This is a genomic window from Solimonas marina (assembly GCF_012241385.1).
Lineage (GTDB): Bacteria > Pseudomonadota > Gammaproteobacteria > Nevskiales > Nevskiaceae > Solimonas > Solimonas marina.
In genome coordinates this window covers 114,891-131,424 of record NZ_JAAVXB010000012.1, presented here as the reverse complement: position 1 = coordinate 131,424, position 16,534 = coordinate 114,891, and the positions used below count along the sequence as shown (strand labels likewise).

Genomic DNA, 16,534 nt, shown 5'->3' with positions numbered 1-16,534 from the left:
GGGGCCGGCTTCGGCGGCGGCGGGGTCGGCGCCTTGTCCTGCACGGTGATCGTGTTGGTCGGCGGCGGGGTCGCGATGTTGATTTCCGGCGGCGGCACGAACGGCGGCGGCGGCGTATCGAGCTTCGGTGGCGGCGGCGGCGGCGGTGGCTCGTCCGGCGGCTTCACTTCCTTGATGATCTTGGTCTCGATCGGCGGCGGCAGCAGCTCGATCGCCTTGCGCGCCAGACCGTAGACCAGTGCCCAGATCAGGACCACATGAAACACGATCACGGCACCGATACCGACGAAGCGGCGACCCGTCGCTGGCTTCGCTTTGCCGAATTCCATCCCGGTGAATCCTCCAAATTATTGATTTTTAAACGCTATTTATAGCGAGAACGGCGAATCACGGCGGCTTGGCGCGACGCGATCGATATCCGCCGATGTCTGCGAATGACCGGACTATAATCGGGCAATTGATAACGGCCTAATGCTTAATTCCCATTGAGCGATATCTAAATTGAATATGACGACCTCGCGTTCCGTGTTGGCACTGATCAATCGCCTGCGCTTCAAGCACCTGTCGCTGCTGGTCGCGCTCGACGAGACCGGCAACCTTCATCAGGCCGCCACCGAGATCAATGTGGCGCAGCCCAGCGCCAGCCGTATGCTCGCCAACATCGAGGAAGCGTTCGGCTTTTTGCTGTTCGAACGCCGCGCACGCGGGCTGCATCCGACACCGCTGGGCCAGGTGACGCTGGCCTACGCGCGGCGCGCGCTGGCCGAGCTGCAGCGCTTCGCCGAAGGCCTGGAGGTCAAGCACAAGGGCGGGCATGGCCAGCTGACGGTCGGCGCGATCATGGGCGCCGCCCCGGATGTGCTGGCGATGGCGGTCGCCGATCTCAAGGTCGAGCGGCCGCTGCTCAATGTGCGCATCCTCGGCGAGACCAGCGATCAGATCGTCGAGCTGCTGCAGCGCGGCCAGGTCGACTTCGCGCTCGGCCGGTTCACGCACCCGCTGCAGCACAATGAGTTCGACTTCGAAGTCATCGCCAATGAGACGATGCAACTGGTCGTCCGCAGCGGCCACCCGCTGGCCGATCGCGATCCGGAGGCATTCTGCATGGCCGACCTGATCGAACTGCCGTGGGTGCTGCAGCCGATGACGAGCCCGGCGCGGCGTCTGTTCGAGCAGGAGCTGGGCCATCAGCGCCTCGCGTCGCCGAGCAACATCGTCGAATGCGGTTCGATCTTCGCGACCTTGCAGCTGGTGCAGAACAGTGATGCGATCGCGATGCTGCCGGAGTCGGTGGTCCGCGACCATCTGCGCGCCGGACTGTTGGTGATGCTGCCGATCGAGATCGGCCACCACCTCGAAGGCTTCGGCGTACTGACGCGCAAGGATGAAACGCTGGCCGAACCGGCCGTGCGCTTCATCGAATTGCTGCGCCGTTATTCGGATGCGCCGCCGCCGCCCGCGGCGGCCTGACGCCCCTCTTCTCTCCTGCGTTCATCGTGCCGACACGCGGCTGCGCTGCGCGTGGCGCGATGCATCGCATTTGGCTATCAACAACCGCTTTTTTTCAATTGGAACATTATTGATCGCTCGCCGATCATGCGATGCCACTCCCGATAACGATAGAAGTCACCGGAGGACATCACATGAAACTCATTCGGTACGGTCAGCCCGGCCAGGAACGGCCAGGGCTGGTCGACGATCAAGGTCGACTGCGTGATCTGTCGGCACACATCTCCGACATTGCTGGCGACGTCCTGTTGCCCGACACACTGGCTCGCCTGCGTGCGCTCGATGTTGCGAGCCTGCCGGAAGTCAGCGGCACGCCGCGCATCGGCCCCTGCGTCGGTCAGGTCGGCAAGATCATTTGCGTCGGTCTGAACTTCAGCGACCACGCCGCCGAGTCGAACATGGCGGTTCCGCAAGAGCCGGTGCTGTTTCTGAAGCCTTCGAGCTCCATCGTTGGCCCCAACGACGACGTCGAGATTCCGCCCGGCTCGGAAAAGACCGACTGGGAAGTGGAACTCGGCGTGGTCATCGGCAAGACCGCCAAGTACATCAAGAAGGAAAACGCGCTCGAGCACGTGGCCGGCTACTGCGTCGTCAATGACGTCTCCGAGCGTGCCTATCAGCTCGAGCGCGGTGGTCAGTGGGACAAAGGCAAGGGCTGCGATACGTTCGCGCCGCTCGGCCCGTGGCTGGTCACGCGCGACGAGATCGCCGATGTGCAGAACCTCGGCATGTATCTCGACGTCGACGGCAAGCGCTATCAGGACGGCAGCACGAAGACGATGATCTTCGACGTCGCCCATCTGGTCTGGTACATCAGCCAGTTCATGAGCCTGCAGCCGGGCGACGTGATCTCGACCGGCACGCCGCCGGGCGTCGGCTTCGGCCAGCGGCCGCAGATCTATCTGAAGGCCGGACAGACCATGCGTCTGGGCATCGAGGGCCTCGGTGAGCAGCAACAGCGCACCGTGGAGGCCCGCGCATGAACCGCATCGATCTCGAAGGCCGCGTTGCGGTCATCACCGGCGGCGCCCGCGGCATCGGCTACTCCACCGCCGAGCGCATGCTCGCCTCGGGCGCGTCGGTGGTGCTGTGGGACATCGACGGCGAGCGTCTTGAACAGGCGCAGGCGTCGCTCGCGCAGCCCGAACGCGTCGGCATCAACACCGTCGAACTGACCGACGAAGCGTCGGTGCAGGCCGCCGCACAGGCGACGCTGCAGCGCTTCGGCAAGATCGACATTCTGGTCAACAACGCCGGCATCACCGGCGGCAACGGCCCGACCTGGGAACTCGATCCGGCGGTCTGGCGTCGCGTGCTCGACGTCAACCTGATGGGCCCGGTGCTGACGGTGCGCGCGATCGTGCCGGCGATGCTCAAGAGCGGTTACGGCCGCATCGTCAACATCGCGTCGGTGGCCGGCAAGGAAGGTAACCCGAACGCCTCGCACTACAGCGCGTCGAAGGCCGGCGTCATCTGTCTGACCAAATCGCTCGGTAAGGAACTGGCGACGAAGAACATTCTCGTCAACTGCATCACGCCGGCGACCGCGAACACGGAAATCCTCTCGCAGCTCAAGCCCGAACACATCGAATACATGCGCTCGCGCATTCCGATAGGCCGTCTCGGCGAGCCGAACGAGACGGCGGCGATGATCTGCTGGCTGTCGAGCGAGGACTGCTCGTTCACCACCGCCAGCACCTTCGACATTTCCGGCGGTCGCTGCACGTACTGACGCAGCCCTCCGTTACCAGCCACTGCCAGGAACACTGCCTCAATGAGTTTTCCCAAGATCAAACACGTGCGCGCCTTCGTCGTTACCGGCGGCGGCGCGGATTATCACGACCAGGGTGACGGCCACTGGATCGACGATCACATCGCCACGCCGATGGCGCGCTATCCGGAATACCGCCAGAGCCGGCAGAGCTTCGGCATCAACGTGCTCGGCACGCTGGTCGTCGAAGTCGAGGCCGATGACGGCACGATCGGTTTCGCCGTCACCACCGGTGGCGAGCCGGCCGCGTACATCGTCGAGAAGCACCTCGCGCGTTTCCTCGAAGGCGCGCAGATCACCGAGATCGAGAAGCTCTGGGATCAGATGTACTTCTCGACGCAGTACTACGGCCGCAAGGGTCTGGTCATCAATGCCATCTCCGGCGTCGATCTGGCGCTGTGGGATCTGCTCGGCAAGCTGCGCGGCGAGCCGGTGCACCAGCTGCTCGGCGGCGCGGTGCGCAAGCAGATGGAGTTCTACGCGACCGGCGCGCGTCCCGACCTCGCACAGAAGCTCGGCTTCATCGGCGGCAAGCTGCCGCTGCACCACGGTCCGGCCGAGGGCGAGGAAGGTCTGAAGCAGAACATCGCCGAACTCGCGGAAATGCGTTCGCGCGTCGGCGCCGACTTCTGGCTGATGTTCGACTGCTGGATGAGCCTCGATCTCAACTACGCGATCAAGCTCGCACAGCGTGCGCACGAGCATGGCCTGAAGTGGATAGAGGAAGCGCTGTCGCCCGATGATTATTGGGGCTACGCCGAACTCAAGCGCCAGGCGCCGCGCGGCATGCTCGTCACCACCGGCGAACACGAAGCGACGCGCTGGGGCTTCCGCATGCTGCTGGAAATGGGCTGCTGCGACATCATCCAGCCGGACGTCGGCTGGTGCGGCGGTCTGACCGAGCTGGTGAAGATCTCGGCGCTGGCCGATGCGCGTGGAACACTGGTCATCCCGCATGGTTCTTCGGTATACAGCTACCACTTCGTCATCACGCGCCACAATTCGCCGTTCGCGGAGTTCCTGATGATGGCACCGAAGGCCGACGAAGTCGTACCGATGTTCAACCCGCTGCTGCTCGACGAACCGGTGCCGGTCAACGGCCGCCTCGACGTCGGCGCCCTCGACAAACCGGGCTTCGGCGTCCGCCTGAACCCGGCGTGCACGCTACGGCGCCCGTACACGCACTGAGTCCGACATGCGGCAGTAATCAGCACTGATCAATCCCCGACAACAACAACAAACGGGGATCCCGAGGAGAAAAACTTGAAGCTGCTCGAAGGCAAGTCTGTTGTCGTCACCGGCGGATCGCGCGGCATCGGCCGCGCGATCGCTGTCGAATCGGCGCGCCACGGGGCCGACGTCGCCATCAACTACTACCGCGACAACGACGCCAGCTACGGCAAGAAGTCAGCCGTCGACAGCGTCGTCGAGGAAATCGAGGCGCTGGGCCGGCGCGCCATCGCGCTCGAAGGCAATGTCGCCGATCCGCAGACCGGTGCCGAGCTCGTCGACGCTGCGGTGCAGGCCTTCGGCAAGATCGACGTGCTCGCATCGAACGCCGGCATCTGCCCGTTCCACGCCTTCCTCGACATCCCGCTCGACGTCTTCCAGCGCACCATGGAAGTGAACCTGCACGGCGCGTTCTACGTCACGCAGGCGGCGGCGCGGCAGATGAAGGCGCAGGGGCACGGTGGCGCGATCGTCGCGACCAGCTCGATCAGCGCGCTGGTCGGCGGCGGTATGCAGGCGCACTACACGCCGACCAAAGCCGGCGTGCATTCGCTGATGCAGTCGTGCGCAGTGTCGCTCGGCCCGTACGGCATCCGCTGCAACTCGGTGATGCCCGGCACGATCGCCACCGACCTCAACGCCGACGATCTGTCGGCGCCGGAAAAGCTCGCGTACATGAAGGGCCGCATCCCGCTCGGCCGGCTCGGCGATCCGGTCGATATCGCCAACGTCGTGGTGTTCCTGGCGTCCGACATGGCCGCCTACGTCAACGGCGCGGCGCTGCTCGTCGACGGCGGCCTGTTCGTCAACCTGCAGTGAGCGCCGCCATGGATCGCATTCACGCTTTTCGCATGCAGCTCAAGCCCGGCGTCGTCGACGAGTACAAGCGCCGTCACGACGAGATCTGGCCGGAACTGATCGCGGCGCTGCGCGACGCCGGTATCTATGACTACTCGATCTTCCTCGACGAGGCGTCGCTGGCGCTGTTCGCGGTGCTCAAGCTGCGCCCCGACGACAAGCGCGACGCGCTGCCGCAGCTGCCGGTGATGCAGCGCTGGTGGGCGGCGATGGCCGAGCTGATGGAAACGCATCCGGACCACCGCCCGAAGGAATGGCCGCTGCGGCCGATGTTCCATCTGGACTGACGAGACTGCCCGTGAAAGTCATCGACACCCACGTCCACTTCTGGGACATCGACGCGGTGCCCGTTCCGTGGCTGACGCCGGCCGGCGAAGCGTATTCCGGCGACAACCGCAAGCTGCCGACGCGCTATACCGACGTCGAACTGCTCGCCGGTGCCGGCGACGTCGACGTGCTGAAGATCGTCAACGTCGAGGCCAAGTCCGGCGATCCGCTGGCCGAGACGCGCTGGCTGCAGCACCTCGCCGAGCGCGCCGGCCACCCGGACGCGATCGTCGCGATGGTCGACCTGTCGGCCGCCGATGCCGCCGAGCAGCTCGCGCAGCATGCACGGTCGCCGAATCTGCGCGGCATCCGCCAGATCCTCAACGTCCATGCCGATCCGGTCTACGACTACGTCGGCCGCCACTACATGGCCGAGCCGCAGTGGCGCGCCAACCTGAGCGCGTTGGCCGCCCACGGCCTGTCGTTCGACCTGCAGATCTATCCGTCGCAGGCCGCGCTGGCCGCCGAGCTCGCCGCCGAGAATGCCGACATCATGTTCATTCTCAATCACGCCGGCATGTGCGTCGATCGCCATCGCGCCGGCTGGCGCGAGTGGCGCGAAGGCCTGCGCCGGCTCGCCGCACAGCGCAACGTCGTGACCAAGATCAGCGGCCTGGCGATGTTCGATCATCACTGGACGATCGAGAGCCTGCGCCCGTATGTGCTGGAGACGATCGAGGCCTTCGGCCCCGAGCGCTGCATGTTCGCATCGAACTTTCCGGTCGACGGCCTGCATGCCGGCTACGCCGCGACCTGGCATGCGTATGCCGAGATCGTCGCCGACGCCAGCGGCGCCGAACGCGACGCAATGTTCGTCGGCAACGCCGAGCGCTACTACCGAATCTAGGGCCGTTCGGCCCGGCTGATCCGCCGGCAGCCTCGGCTGCCGCAATACCACGAGAGGAGAACTGCGGCATGAACGTGCTGCTGGGCGTCTTTTACCATTTCATCGGCGGTTTCGCGTCCGGCAGCTTCTATCTGCCGTTCAAGAAAGTGCGCGGCTGGTCCTGGGAAAGTTACTGGATCGTCGGCGGCCTGTTCTCATGGCTGATCGTGCCGTGGATCGCCGCGTCAGCGACCATTCCCGGCTTCACCGGCATCATCGCGCACACGTCCGCGAGCACGCTGTTCTGGACCTACGTGCTCGGCCTGCTGTGGGGCATCGGCGGCCTGACCTTCGGCCTGACGATGCGCTACCTGGGGCTGTCGCTGGGCATGTCGGTCGTGCTCGGTCTGTGCTCGACGTTCGGCGCGCTGATCCCGCCGATCTACCGCGACCTGACCGGCATCGCCGGCGAGACCTTCACGCACATGCTGCACAGCGCCGGCGGCCAGTGGGTGCTGTGCGGCGTGCTCGTCTGCCTGCTCGGTATCGGCGTCTGCGGCAAGGCCGGCATGATGAAGGAAGCCTCGCAGCCGGAGGCCGAAAAGAAGGCCAGCATCCGCGAATTCAACCTCGGCCTCGGCCTGACCGTGGCGATCATCTCCGGCATCCTCTCGGCCTGCTTCAACTTCGGCATCGAGGCCGGCCAGTCGATGGCGCGGGCCGCCGTCGCCAGCGGCGCCAATCCGCTGTTCCAGAACAACGTGGTGTTCGTCGTGCTGCTATGGGGCGGCCTGACCACCAACCTATTGTGGTGCGTGATGCTGAATCTGCGCAACCGCAGCTACGGCGACTACACGCGGCGCGACACGCCGCAGCTGGCCAACTACGGCTTCTCGGCGCTGGCCGGCACGATCTGGTTCCTGCAGTTCTTCTTCTACGGCATGGGTGCCAGCAAGCTCAGCAACGGCGCCAGCTCGTGGATTCTGCACATGGCGTTCATCATCGTCATCGCCAATGCCTGGGGCCTGCTGCTGCGCGAATGGAAGGGCGTCGACCGGCGCACGCTGGCGACGGTGCTCGGCGGCATCGCGATCATCCTCGGCTCGGTGATGATCGTCGGCTACGGCAATGCGTTGCAGGGCGCCGCCGGACATTGAGCCGTGCCCGGCCCCATGACACGCGCTGCCGACGCATGATGACCCTGCGCACCGACGATGCGCGCGCCGCCGTTCGTGGCGACCGGCCATGAGCTGGCACGCCATCGCCGAGCTGGCCTGTGACAGTCGCTGCGAGCGCGGCGACGGCCCGCTGTGGTGCATGCGGCGCGCCGCACTGCTGTGGAGTGACGCCAGCGAGGCCCGGCTATGGTTGTACCGGCCGGGCGACGGCGAAACACGCAGCTGGACGCTCCCCGACCGACTCGGCGCCTATGCGCTGTGCGAATCCGGAAAACTGCTGCTCGGCCTGCGCAAAGGCCTTTACTTCGCGCATCCCGAGCATAGTCGCGACGGCCGCAAGCTGCGCGCGCAATGCATCGCCCTGGTCGAGCCCGACGAACCGCGAACGCGCATCGGCGACGGCTGCTGCGACCGCGCCGGTAATTTCGTGTTCGGCACGCTCAACGAGGACAAGGCGCGCACCGCGATCGGCCATTTCTACCAGTATTCGGCTCGACACGGCCTGCGACGCCTGAACCTGCCACGGGTGGCGATCCCCAATGCCCTGAGTTTCAGCCCCGACGGCGGCACGCTCTACTTCTGCGACACCGCGCGCCGGCAGATCATGCAGGGCGACTACGATGCCGAACGTGCCCGTGTCGCGCACCTGCGGCCGTTCGCATCGATCGCCGATGCCGGCCCGGCAGGCGCCACGGTCGATGCCGAGGGCTATCTCTGGAATGCGCAATGCGGTGGGGCGCGGGTGGTCCGCTACGCGCCGGACGGCCGCGTCGATGGCGTCGTCGCGCTGGCGGTCCCGCAGCCGAGTGGCGTCGCGTTCGGCGGTCCCACCTTTGAAACCCTGTATGTGACGTCGGCGCGCGAGACGATGACATCGCTGGCGCTGGCCGCTGCACCGCAGGCGGGCAGCCTGTTTCGTGCAGACGTCGGCGTGCGCGGTCTGCCGGAAAGCCGGTTCCGGAGCGCCTGAGGGCAGACGCTTGGGGGCGGTCGACTCGGCGTCGCCGAACAGCCGCCGGGTTTACCAGATGACGTCGTAGATCTCGGCGAACTCGGCCGCGGCGCTCTCGACCGCCGCCCGGTGATCGGCCGACGCATCGTCCTCGTGCCAGACCAGCTTCCAGTTGGCCGGCGAGCTGGCGCTTTGATCTTCGGGCCGGCGCGGCCGCAGGGCCCATCCGGACGTATGAAAGTAACGGGCGCCCGGCGCACTGGTATCGTCCGCGTTCGAAGAAATCAGCCGCAGCAGCGACTCATGCGTGATGCGCATCCGCCGTCCCATCCCCCACCCCGCTCCTTGCCGCTCGTTGACTATCCGAAGCCCTGATCGGCGCGCCCCGACGAACCGATCGAACTGGACAATATCGCCAGCGGCTCGGGGAGGCAAAAATAGTTACTCGGCGTTACATGGACTCGGCGGTCGACATCGGATGGTCGGGGAGACAGGATTCGAACCTGCGACCCCCTGCGCCCAAGGCAGGTGCGCTACCAGACTGCGCTACTCCCCGACAGATCGATGCCTCAGCCGCCTGATGGCGGATGGACCGCGAGGCGCGCGATTCTGACGCATACGGCAAGGTCAGGCAAACTTCGCGCTCTCAGCGTTCATGATCAATTCACTGCTGGTGCGTTAAACACTCAAGATGGTCGACCGAGTCTGGCAGTTTTTCGCCTTCAATCCCCAGCATCTGCGCCTGCTCGCGACCGCCGCGATCCTCGGCCTGGTCTTCGCCGCCGAGGCGCTGTGGCCGCGGCGTGCCGCCCTGCGCGGCCGGCGCTGGCCGATCAATTTTGCGCTCCTGATCGCGGCCGGCCTGATGCTGAGCCTGATCCCGGTCGCCGCGGTCGGCGTCGCGAGTTGGGCACACGCGCACGGCCTGGGCCTGTTCAACGTCCTGCACGTACCCGCCTGGCTGGAGACCGCCGTCGCCATCATCGTGCTCGACGCCTCGATGTACTGGCAGCATCGCAGCATGCACGGCCCAGCCTGGCTGTGGCGCCTGCATCGCGTTCATCACAGCGACGTCGAATTCGATGCAACCACGGCGCTGCGCTTCCACCCGTTGGAAATGCTGGCGACCAGCGTCTGGAAGTGGGCGACGGTGCTGCTGCTCGGCGCCTCGCCGCTGGCGGTCGTGCTGTTCGAGGCCATCACCGGCATGTATTCGCTGTTCATTCATTCGAACCTGCACGTGCCGGCCGCCATCGACCGCGTCTGGCGGCGCGTCTTCGTCACGCCCGACCTGCACCGCATCCATCACTCGGTCGACTTCGACGAGGGCAATCGCAACTTTGGCACGATCTTCTCGTGCTGGGATCGCTGGTTCGCCAGCCACTGTGCACAACCGCGCGACGGCCATGACGACATGCAGATCGGCCTGCCGGAGTTTCGTGCGGCGCGCGACCAGTCGCTCACGGCGCTGCTGCTGCAACCGTTGCGCACGGCCGAGCCGCCGCCGGCCGCTGGCGAGCGCCCCTGAGCCTCAGCGCTTGAACCAGCCGGCCTGCGCCGCACAGCGCACGACACCGGCGACATTGCGGACGTTGAGCTTCTCGTAGATTCGCCGGCGACGATTCTCTGTGGTGCGCGGCGAAACGCCGAGCTCGAACGAGATCTGCTTGGTCGTCAGGCCGCGCACCACCAGATCGAAGGTCTGGATTTCGCGCTTCGACAGCGTCGTCAGCAAGTGCCGTGCATCCGAGTCGCGTATGTCCTGCATGTTCTCCTCCAACGTCGCCACCCGGCGGCCGGATGCTTCAGCCTGCGGCCGCCGCGAACGTCAATTCAATCGTGTGCCGGTACGCGTAGCCGGGGCGCAGAATGGCACTGGGAAACTGTGGGTGGTTCGGGGCGTCCGGGTAGTCCTGTGGCTCCAGGCAGACACCGCGGCCGAGTTCTGGGTGCTGCGCGTCCAGGCCCTGCCCCTCGTAGACTTGGATCGCCGGCTTGTTGCTGCGCACCGTCATGCCGATGCCGCTGCGCGGCGAGACGATGCGCGCGCTGTACGTCGCATCGTCGGCCAGTACCAGGCAGTGATCGTAGCCACGGCTGGCGACGAGCCGCGCATCGTCGAGCGGATGCGCGATCGGACGTTCGCGACGAAAGTCGAACGGCGTACCGGCGACCGATGCGACCTCACCAGACGGCAACAATGCCGCATCGACCGGCAGATAGCGGTCTGCCGGCACTTCCAGCCGTTGCTCGGCTGCCGGGACATGGCCGTCGCCGCCGAGATTGAAGTAAGGGTGATAAGTCAGATTGATCGGCGTCGGCGCGTCGGTCTGCGCGTCGAGCTGCAGGGTCAGGCGCGAGCCATCGAGCGTGAACGTGGCGGTGATGTCGACATTGCCCGGATAGCCCTCCTCGCCGGCCGGCGAGCGGTAGGCGAGGCGTAGCATCGACCGGGCGCCGTCGCTGGCGTCATCGAGCACCGTCCACACGCGGCGGCCAAGCCCGAGCTGACCGCCGTGCAGGTGATTCGGTCCTTCGTTGACGCTGAGCTGCTGCGACGCGCCGTCGAGCGTGTAGCGACCGGCGGCGATGCGGTTGGCGAAGCGGCCGGCGATGATGCCGAGATACGACGGGTCACGCCGGTAGTCGGCCAGGGTCGGCAAGCCGAGCACCAGCTCGGTGCTGCCGCCACGGCCCGGATAGCGCAGGCTGCGCAGGATGCCGCCGTAGTCGAGTATCTCGGCGCTGAGGCCGGCCTCGCTGCGCAAGGTATAGGCGTGGATGGGCGTGCCGCCGTCGAGTGTTCCGAATTCGCGTTTCATGCGTGCTGCGTCCCGCGGTCGCTGGCTGAGAGCCCGGCAGGATAGCGACGCCTTCGGCGACGAACCATGTCAGCTTTGGCATGCGCGACAGCCGATTGCTGATCGCGCCGCCGCGGGCACGGACCGCGATGCGAATTTGTCGATATCGCGATATGCGTTTTGACAGATCCGCACGTTCAGATGATCGCCGGAAGCGGTCCGTCGCGGCCGCTGTTCCCTGCCCTTTGCGTAGGCAGGAGCGGCATGCATGGCGCATGCACTGGTGAAAACCCTCGACAAAAAAAGATATACGTTCTTACATCATGAGCGATTTTTAATTCATTAGACCGTTATCTCATCGCAACCCTATTCTCCACCCCATTCAAGCGGACCGACGTGCATCGGATCCGCCGGCCGCCGGGGAGCAACGCGGCCGAAAAAGATTCGGAGTGGAGGAGAACCAACGATGGCATCAGGAACGTTTCGTTCCCGTAGGGGGCGTTTGCTCGTCGGTACGTCAATGGCGGTCGTTTCATTGGCTGCCGCAGAACCCAGCGCAGCGCAGGACAGCACCCTCGCAAGGGAGCATCGCGATCAGCAGACGGTCACCGCAGCGGCAACGACGCCGGCCTGCACAAACATCGCGGCCGACGGCACCGACTGCACGACCGGCAAGCCGGCCGGCAACGCGACCGCGGCGAGCCCGGCGGCGGTGGACAACACGGACGGCAGCGACAGCGGTAACGATGCGATCGCCGAGATCGTCGTCACCGGCATCCGCAACAGTCTGACCAAGGCGCTTGAGATCAAGCGCGACAACAAGCAGATCGTCGATGCGATCGTTGCCGAAGACATCGGCAAGTTCCCGGACAACAACGTCGTCGAGGCACTGCAGCGCGTGACCGGCGTGCAGACCACCAACCGCGCCGGCGGCGAGGTCTCGGCCGTGACGATCCGCGGTCTCGGCGACGTCAACACCACCGTCAACGGTCGCGAGATCTTCACGTCGACCGGCCGCTCGGTGGCGCTCGCCGACATTCCGGCGAGCCTGCTGGCCGGCGTCAACGTCTACAAAACACGCTCGGCGTCGCAGATCGAAGGCGGCATCGCCGGCGCGATCGACGTGCGCACGTTCCGGCCGTTCGACTTCGACGGATTCAAGCTCGGCCTGGCGGCGCGCGGCATCTATGCGACCAACACCGAGCGTACCGACCCGAACGTCAGCGTCCTGCTCAGCGACCGCTGGAAAACCGACTATGGCGACTTCGGCGCGCTGCTCAACATCGGCTATGCGAAGACGCGCTTTCGCGACGAATCGATCTGGAACGGCTCGGCCGATCCGTACTACGCGAACAACTACGAGCGCATTCCCGAATACGGCAGCGACGGCGAACTGGCCGTCGATCGCGGCACGCCGATATCGACGGCCGCCGGCTCGACGCTGCGCGTCAATGGCGCCGACCGCGAATACGTGCTGCTGCGCGATGCGATGGGTGGCTGGAACCGCTTCGGCGAACGCACGCGACCGGCCGCGAACGTGTCGCTGCAGTGGGCCCCGACCCAGCGCTCGGAGTACTACCTGGAAGCGTTCTACGACGGCTACCGCAACACCGACTCGAACTCGCTGCTGTTCGCGTTCGTCAACAACAACGATCACTACCAGGACCCGGTGCTGTTTCCCGGCACCAATGTCGTCAAGGAAAACTACGTCAACAATCCTTACATCTTCACCAGCACGCAGGCGCAGACCGGGCAGACCGACAGCTATCAGTACGCGCTCGGCGGCAAGTGGGATCTGAGCGACACGTTCACGCTGAAGTCCGAAGCGGTCTACCAGACGTCGACCTATCACTGGTTCAACCAGATCCAGGACATGGGCAGCGTGCGCCCGCAGCTCGCGGTCGACTTTAATCACAACAATTCGGGCACACCGGCGCTGGTGTTTCCGGACGATCCGTCGACCAGCGTCAACGAAAGCGACCTGACCAACCCGGACGGCTGGAACCTGGCGTGGTACTACGACCAGAAAGGCCGTGACAGCGGCGACGCCTGGACCTGGAGCACCGACGGCGACTGGTACATCGAGGACAGCTTCTTCCAGAAGCTGCAGTTCGGCCTGCGTCTCGACCGCCGCACCGCGACCTCCGGGGCCGGCGACCGTTCGGCCGATTGCGCGGCGGTCGCGGTCTGCGCGTCGCAGATCGCCGTCTCCGATCATCCGGATCTGTATCGCAGCTCGCCGGGCAGCTACTTCCACGGCCAGGCGATCTTCCCGCGCAAGTGGATCATCGCCGGCTATGACTACCTGCTGAGCCACACCGCCGAGTCGCGCGCGCGCTATGGTTTCGACACCGGCAGCCCGGCGATGGATCCGTCGCGCTACTTCGACATCGACGAGAACACCTACGCCGGCTATCTGCAGACCGACTTCGAGCGGCAGACGAGAATCGGCGACTTCGACGGTCAGGTCGGCGTGCGCGTCGTGCACGCCGAAACCGATCTCGGCTACAACGAACTCGTCGACACCAATACCTGGGGGCCGAGCGGCCAGACCAAGTCGCGCACCGACGTGCTGCCGAACGGCGTGATCCGCTTCCACCCGACCGACAAGCTGATGGCGCGCCTCGCCTACGGGCAGACCATCAGCCGGCCATCGTTCGCGCAGCTCAACCCGGCGATGGTCCTGACGCCGCCGTCGTCGACGGCCGCCACGTTCGGCTATGCGACCAGCGGCAATCCGGACCTGAAGCCGACCAAGGCCAAGACCGTCGACCTGTCGCTGGAGTACTACTTCGCGCAAAGCAGCAGCGTCTACGCGGTACTGTTCTGGCGTAACGTCGACGGCTTCATCTACAGCGTCGACCGCAGCATCCAGGTCACCGACCGTTCCGACACGCTGAACGGCAACTACGTGCTGACTTCACCGCAGAACGCCGGCAAGGGCAAGCTCAACGGCGTCGAGATCGGCTTCCAGTGGTTCCCGGACCAGGTCCCGGGCTGGCTGCACGGCATCGGCTTGCTCGGCAGCTACACGTCGATCGACGGCAACACCAAGGACCCGGTTTACGACGAGACCGACACCACCGATCGCATCGGCACCGAGACCAATCCGCTGGTCGGCGTCTCCAAGTGGTCGTACAGCGCGGTGCTCGCATATGAGCGCGGTCCGGTCAGCGCGCGGCTGTCGTATGTCGACCGCAGCAAGTTCCTGACCGGCTACAACTACTGCTGCTCGATGCCGACGCAGGTCTATTCGGAAGGCGAGGCGTCGATGGACCTGTCGATCGGCTACAAGGCCACCGACAAGCTGACGCTGACGGTCGACGCGACCAACCTGACCGGCGAGATCTATCACGACTACTACGGCGATCCGACGCTGTTCAACCTCGGCACCTATCACTACAGCCGCACCTACGCACTGGGCCTGCGCTACCAGCTGTGAACGCCGGGCCTGCGGCGGCCCTCGCGACGCCGCAGGCCGCTTCCGGCACGACAGATCCCGACCGCAGGGCGCCGCCAGGCGCGCGTCGCTGCGGTCCACCTGAGGGAGGAGAACCGATGTACCGCAAACGCTACCTGAGCGCGCTCGCCGCGATGATGCTGACGCTGACGATCGCCGGCTGCGACAATACCGGCGCCACCGGCGGCGGCGACTGGCCGACCGACAGCAGTTCGTCGAGCAGCGAAAGCTTCAGCATCGACGATATCGCCGACACCTACCCCGACGTGCGCACGCAGAGCGACGAGTGGGGGCCGTACAACGTCCACGATCCGTCGATCATCAAGGCCGACGACGGCGACTACTACGCGTACTCGACCGACGTGATGTACGGCGGCACGCCGCCGGTCGGCATCCAGGTGCGCCGCTCGGCCGACCTGATCGAATGGAAATACCTCGGCACCGCGTTCGACGGCCTGCCACAGATGGCGGCCGATTTCATCACCGCCCACGGCGGCACGCCCAACCAGAGCGTCTGGGCGCCGTACATCGAAAAGCACGGCAGCGAGTATCGGCTCTACTACGCGCTGGCATCCGACGTCGGGCGGCTGTCGGCGATCGGGCTGGCGGTGTCGTCATCGCCGACCGGCCCGTGGACCGAGCGCGGCCTGGTCGTCACCTCGCAGGCCGACGACACGCGGCAGACCAACGCCATCGACCCGACCGTCGTCACCACGCCCGACGGCGATCAGTGGTTCTACTACGGCTCGGCGTGGGACGGCATCTACACGCTGCAGCTCGATCCGGATACCGGTCTGGCCAAGACCGCCGGCGACATCGGCGTGCGCGTCGCCTATCGCGGCTTCACGCAGGACAGCAACGGCAACTGGAACGTCAACGGCAATCTCGAAGCGCCGGAGGTCATCTACAACCCGACGTTCAAGAAGTACTACCTGTTCCAGTCCTACGACTGGCTGTCGACCATGTACAACGTCCGCGTCGGCCGCGCCGATTCGCCGCAAGGGCCGTTCTACGACTTCAACGGCGTCGACATGAACGAGGCCGTCGACCACGGGCCGATGATCATCGCGCCATACCAGTTCACCGATCACGGCGGCTGGCAGGGCGTCGCGCACAACTCGACGTTCAGCGACGGCGACGGCAACTGGTTCATCGCCCATCAGGGCCGACCGTCGGTGGCGCCGGCGTACATGGTGCTGCACGTGCGCAAGCTGCACTGGACCGAGGACGGCTGGCCGATCGCCTCGCCGGAGCGCTATGCCGGCGTTGCGCAGACGACGATCAGCGCCGACGAACTGGCCGGCACCTACGACGAGATCGTGCTGTCGCGCCAGCTCAGCGAGATCGTGCCCGGCTACGAGGCCGAGCAGACCGATCCGGAGCTCAACGTCGCGTTCACGACTACGCTCGATGCCGCCGGCACCATCAACGGCGATGTCGACAACACCTGGTCGTACGATCCGCCGTGGCTGGAGCTGCACTGGTACGGCGGCGAATACGTCGACAAGCTCTACGTCGAACGCGGTCGCGACTGGGAGCACTACATCCCGTCGACGATTCTGCTGACCGGCATGAACGCCGGTGGCCTCGCGATCTGGGGCAAGAAACTCAGCGACTGAGTC

General features: G+C 65.6%; 15 protein-coding genes, 1 tRNA gene and 1 pseudogene. 12 read left to right on the top strand and 5 right to left on the bottom strand.

Going from position 1 to position 16,534, the window contains the following annotated elements:
* Positions 1-329: pseudogene (locus G7Y82_RS21775) on the bottom strand (energy transducer TonB); the annotation flags it as partial.
* A 178-nt stretch (positions 330-507) separates the two neighbouring features.
* Between G7Y82_RS21775 and G7Y82_RS18065 the strand changes: the two are divergent.
* The 9 genes from G7Y82_RS18065 (at position 508) to G7Y82_RS18025 (ending at position 8,669) form a co-directional block, all read left to right on the top strand.
* Positions 508-1,470 (top strand): LysR substrate-binding domain-containing protein, encoded by a 963-nt coding sequence (locus G7Y82_RS18065; protein ID WP_168149553.1) that lies wholly within the window; start codon positions 508-510, stop codon positions 1,468-1,470.
* Between the two features lie 173 nt (positions 1,471-1,643).
* Positions 1,644-2,492 (top strand): fumarylacetoacetate hydrolase family protein, encoded by an 849-nt coding sequence (locus G7Y82_RS18060; protein ID WP_168149549.1) that lies wholly within the window; start codon positions 1,644-1,646, stop codon positions 2,490-2,492.
* The gene (locus G7Y82_RS18055) at positions 2,489-3,241 is read left to right on the top strand and encodes an SDR family NAD(P)-dependent oxidoreductase (RefSeq protein WP_168149548.1); all 753 of its coding nucleotides are present in this window, start codon (positions 2,489-2,491) and stop codon (positions 3,239-3,241) included. The genes G7Y82_RS18060 and G7Y82_RS18055 overlap by 4 nt, the downstream gene beginning before the upstream one ends.
* A 42-nt stretch (positions 3,242-3,283) precedes the next feature.
* The gene (rhmD, locus tag G7Y82_RS18050) at positions 3,284-4,468 is read left to right on the top strand and encodes an L-rhamnonate dehydratase (RefSeq protein ID WP_168149547.1); all 1,185 of its coding nucleotides are present in this window, start codon (positions 3,284-3,286) and stop codon (positions 4,466-4,468) included.
* 75 nt (positions 4,469-4,543) lie between these two features.
* Positions 4,544-5,329, top strand: coding sequence for an L-rhamnose 1-dehydrogenase Lra1 (gene lra1 / locus G7Y82_RS18045; protein WP_168149546.1), 786 nt, complete (start codon positions 4,544-4,546; stop codon positions 5,327-5,329).
* 8 nt (positions 5,330-5,337) lie between these two features.
* Positions 5,338-5,655: an L-rhamnose mutarotase gene (locus tag G7Y82_RS18040; RefSeq protein ID WP_168149545.1), complete on the top strand. Its 318-nt coding sequence runs from the start codon at positions 5,338-5,340 to the stop codon at positions 5,653-5,655.
* Positions 5,656-5,666: 11 nt separating this feature from the next.
* Positions 5,667-6,542, top strand: a complete 876-nt coding sequence (locus G7Y82_RS18035) for an amidohydrolase family protein (protein ID WP_168149544.1) — start codon at positions 5,667-5,669, stop codon at positions 6,540-6,542.
* A 68-nt stretch (positions 6,543-6,610) separates the two neighbouring features.
* Complete coding sequence (gene rhaT, locus G7Y82_RS18030; RefSeq protein WP_168149543.1) at positions 6,611-7,678, top strand: L-rhamnose/proton symporter RhaT; 1,068 nt, start codon at positions 6,611-6,613, stop codon at positions 7,676-7,678.
* 88 nt (positions 7,679-7,766) lie between these two features.
* Complete coding sequence (locus G7Y82_RS18025; RefSeq protein WP_168149542.1) at positions 7,767-8,669, top strand: SMP-30/gluconolactonase/LRE family protein; 903 nt, start codon at positions 7,767-7,769, stop codon at positions 8,667-8,669.
* 51 nt (positions 8,670-8,720) lie between these two features.
* Here G7Y82_RS18025 and G7Y82_RS18020 read toward each other — a convergent pair whose 3' ends face one another.
* Positions 8,721-8,981, bottom strand: coding sequence for a hypothetical protein (locus G7Y82_RS18020; protein WP_168149541.1), 261 nt, complete (start codon positions 8,979-8,981; stop codon positions 8,721-8,723).
* Positions 8,982-9,130: 149 nt separating this feature from the next.
* Positions 9,131-9,207, bottom strand: a tRNA-Pro gene (locus tag G7Y82_RS18015).
* A gap of 135 nt (positions 9,208-9,342) precedes the next feature.
* Here G7Y82_RS18015 and G7Y82_RS18010 point away from each other — a divergent pair.
* On the top strand, positions 9,343-10,179 hold the full coding sequence (locus tag G7Y82_RS18010) for a sterol desaturase family protein (protein WP_168149540.1): 837 nt from the start codon (positions 9,343-9,345) through the stop codon (positions 10,177-10,179).
* A 3-nt stretch (positions 10,180-10,182) separates the two neighbouring features.
* Here G7Y82_RS18010 and G7Y82_RS18005 read toward each other — a convergent pair whose 3' ends face one another.
* Positions 10,183-10,419 (bottom strand): LuxR C-terminal-related transcriptional regulator, encoded by a 237-nt coding sequence (locus tag G7Y82_RS18005; protein WP_168149539.1) that lies wholly within the window; start codon positions 10,417-10,419, stop codon positions 10,183-10,185.
* 37 nt (positions 10,420-10,456) lie between these two features.
* On the bottom strand, positions 10,457-11,473 hold the full coding sequence (locus tag G7Y82_RS18000) for an aldose epimerase family protein (RefSeq protein WP_168149538.1): 1,017 nt from the start codon (positions 11,471-11,473) through the stop codon (positions 10,457-10,459).
* Between the two features lie 499 nt (positions 11,474-11,972).
* On the opposite strand from G7Y82_RS18000, the gene G7Y82_RS17995 reads away from it, so the two are divergent.
* On the top strand, positions 11,973-14,894 hold the full coding sequence (locus G7Y82_RS17995) for a TonB-dependent receptor (RefSeq protein WP_168149537.1): 2,922 nt from the start codon (positions 11,973-11,975) through the stop codon (positions 14,892-14,894).
* A gap of 116 nt (positions 14,895-15,010) precedes the next feature.
* The gene (locus tag G7Y82_RS17990; protein ID WP_168149536.1) at positions 15,011-16,531 is read left to right on the top strand and encodes an arabinan endo-1,5-alpha-L-arabinosidase; all 1,521 of its coding nucleotides are present in this window, start codon (positions 15,011-15,013) and stop codon (positions 16,529-16,531) included.
* Positions 16,532-16,534: the final 3 nt, after the last annotated feature.

What these genes read in the sequence shown, in the direction of transcription:
- G7Y82_RS18065 (WP_168149553.1), top strand. Translation starts at nt 508, where the DNA reads ATGACGACCTCGCGTTCCGTGTTGGCACTGATCAATCGCCTGCGCTTC.
- G7Y82_RS18060 (WP_168149549.1), top strand. Translation starts at nt 1,644, where the DNA reads ATGAAACTCATTCGGTACGGTCAGCCCGGCCAGGAACGGCCAGGGCTG.
- G7Y82_RS18055 (WP_168149548.1), top strand. Translation starts at nt 2,489, where the DNA reads ATGAACCGCATCGATCTCGAAGGCCGCGTTGCGGTCATCACCGGCGGC.
- rhmD (WP_168149547.1), top strand. Translation starts at nt 3,284, where the DNA reads ATGAGTTTTCCCAAGATCAAACACGTGCGCGCCTTCGTCGTTACCGGC.
- G7Y82_RS18040 (WP_168149545.1), top strand. Translation starts at nt 5,338, where the DNA reads ATGGATCGCATTCACGCTTTTCGCATGCAGCTCAAGCCCGGCGTCGTC.
- rhaT (WP_168149543.1), top strand. Translation starts at nt 6,611, where the DNA reads ATGAACGTGCTGCTGGGCGTCTTTTACCATTTCATCGGCGGTTTCGCG.
- G7Y82_RS18025 (WP_168149542.1), top strand. Translation starts at nt 7,767, where the DNA reads ATGAGCTGGCACGCCATCGCCGAGCTGGCCTGTGACAGTCGCTGCGAG.
- G7Y82_RS18020 (WP_168149541.1), bottom strand. Translation starts at nt 8,981, where the DNA reads ATGGGACGGCGGATGCGCATCACGCATGAGTCGCTGCTGCGGCTGATT.
- G7Y82_RS18010 (WP_168149540.1), top strand. Translation starts at nt 9,343, where the DNA reads ATGGTCGACCGAGTCTGGCAGTTTTTCGCCTTCAATCCCCAGCATCTG.
- G7Y82_RS18005 (WP_168149539.1), bottom strand. Translation starts at nt 10,419, where the DNA reads ATGCAGGACATACGCGACTCGGATGCACGGCACTTGCTGACGACGCTG.
- G7Y82_RS18000 (WP_168149538.1), bottom strand. Translation starts at nt 11,473, where the DNA reads ATGAAACGCGAATTCGGAACACTCGACGGCGGCACGCCCATCCACGCC.
- G7Y82_RS17995 (WP_168149537.1), top strand. Translation starts at nt 11,973, where the DNA reads ATGGCGGTCGTTTCATTGGCTGCCGCAGAACCCAGCGCAGCGCAGGAC.
- G7Y82_RS17990 (WP_168149536.1), top strand. Translation starts at nt 15,011, where the DNA reads ATGTACCGCAAACGCTACCTGAGCGCGCTCGCCGCGATGATGCTGACG.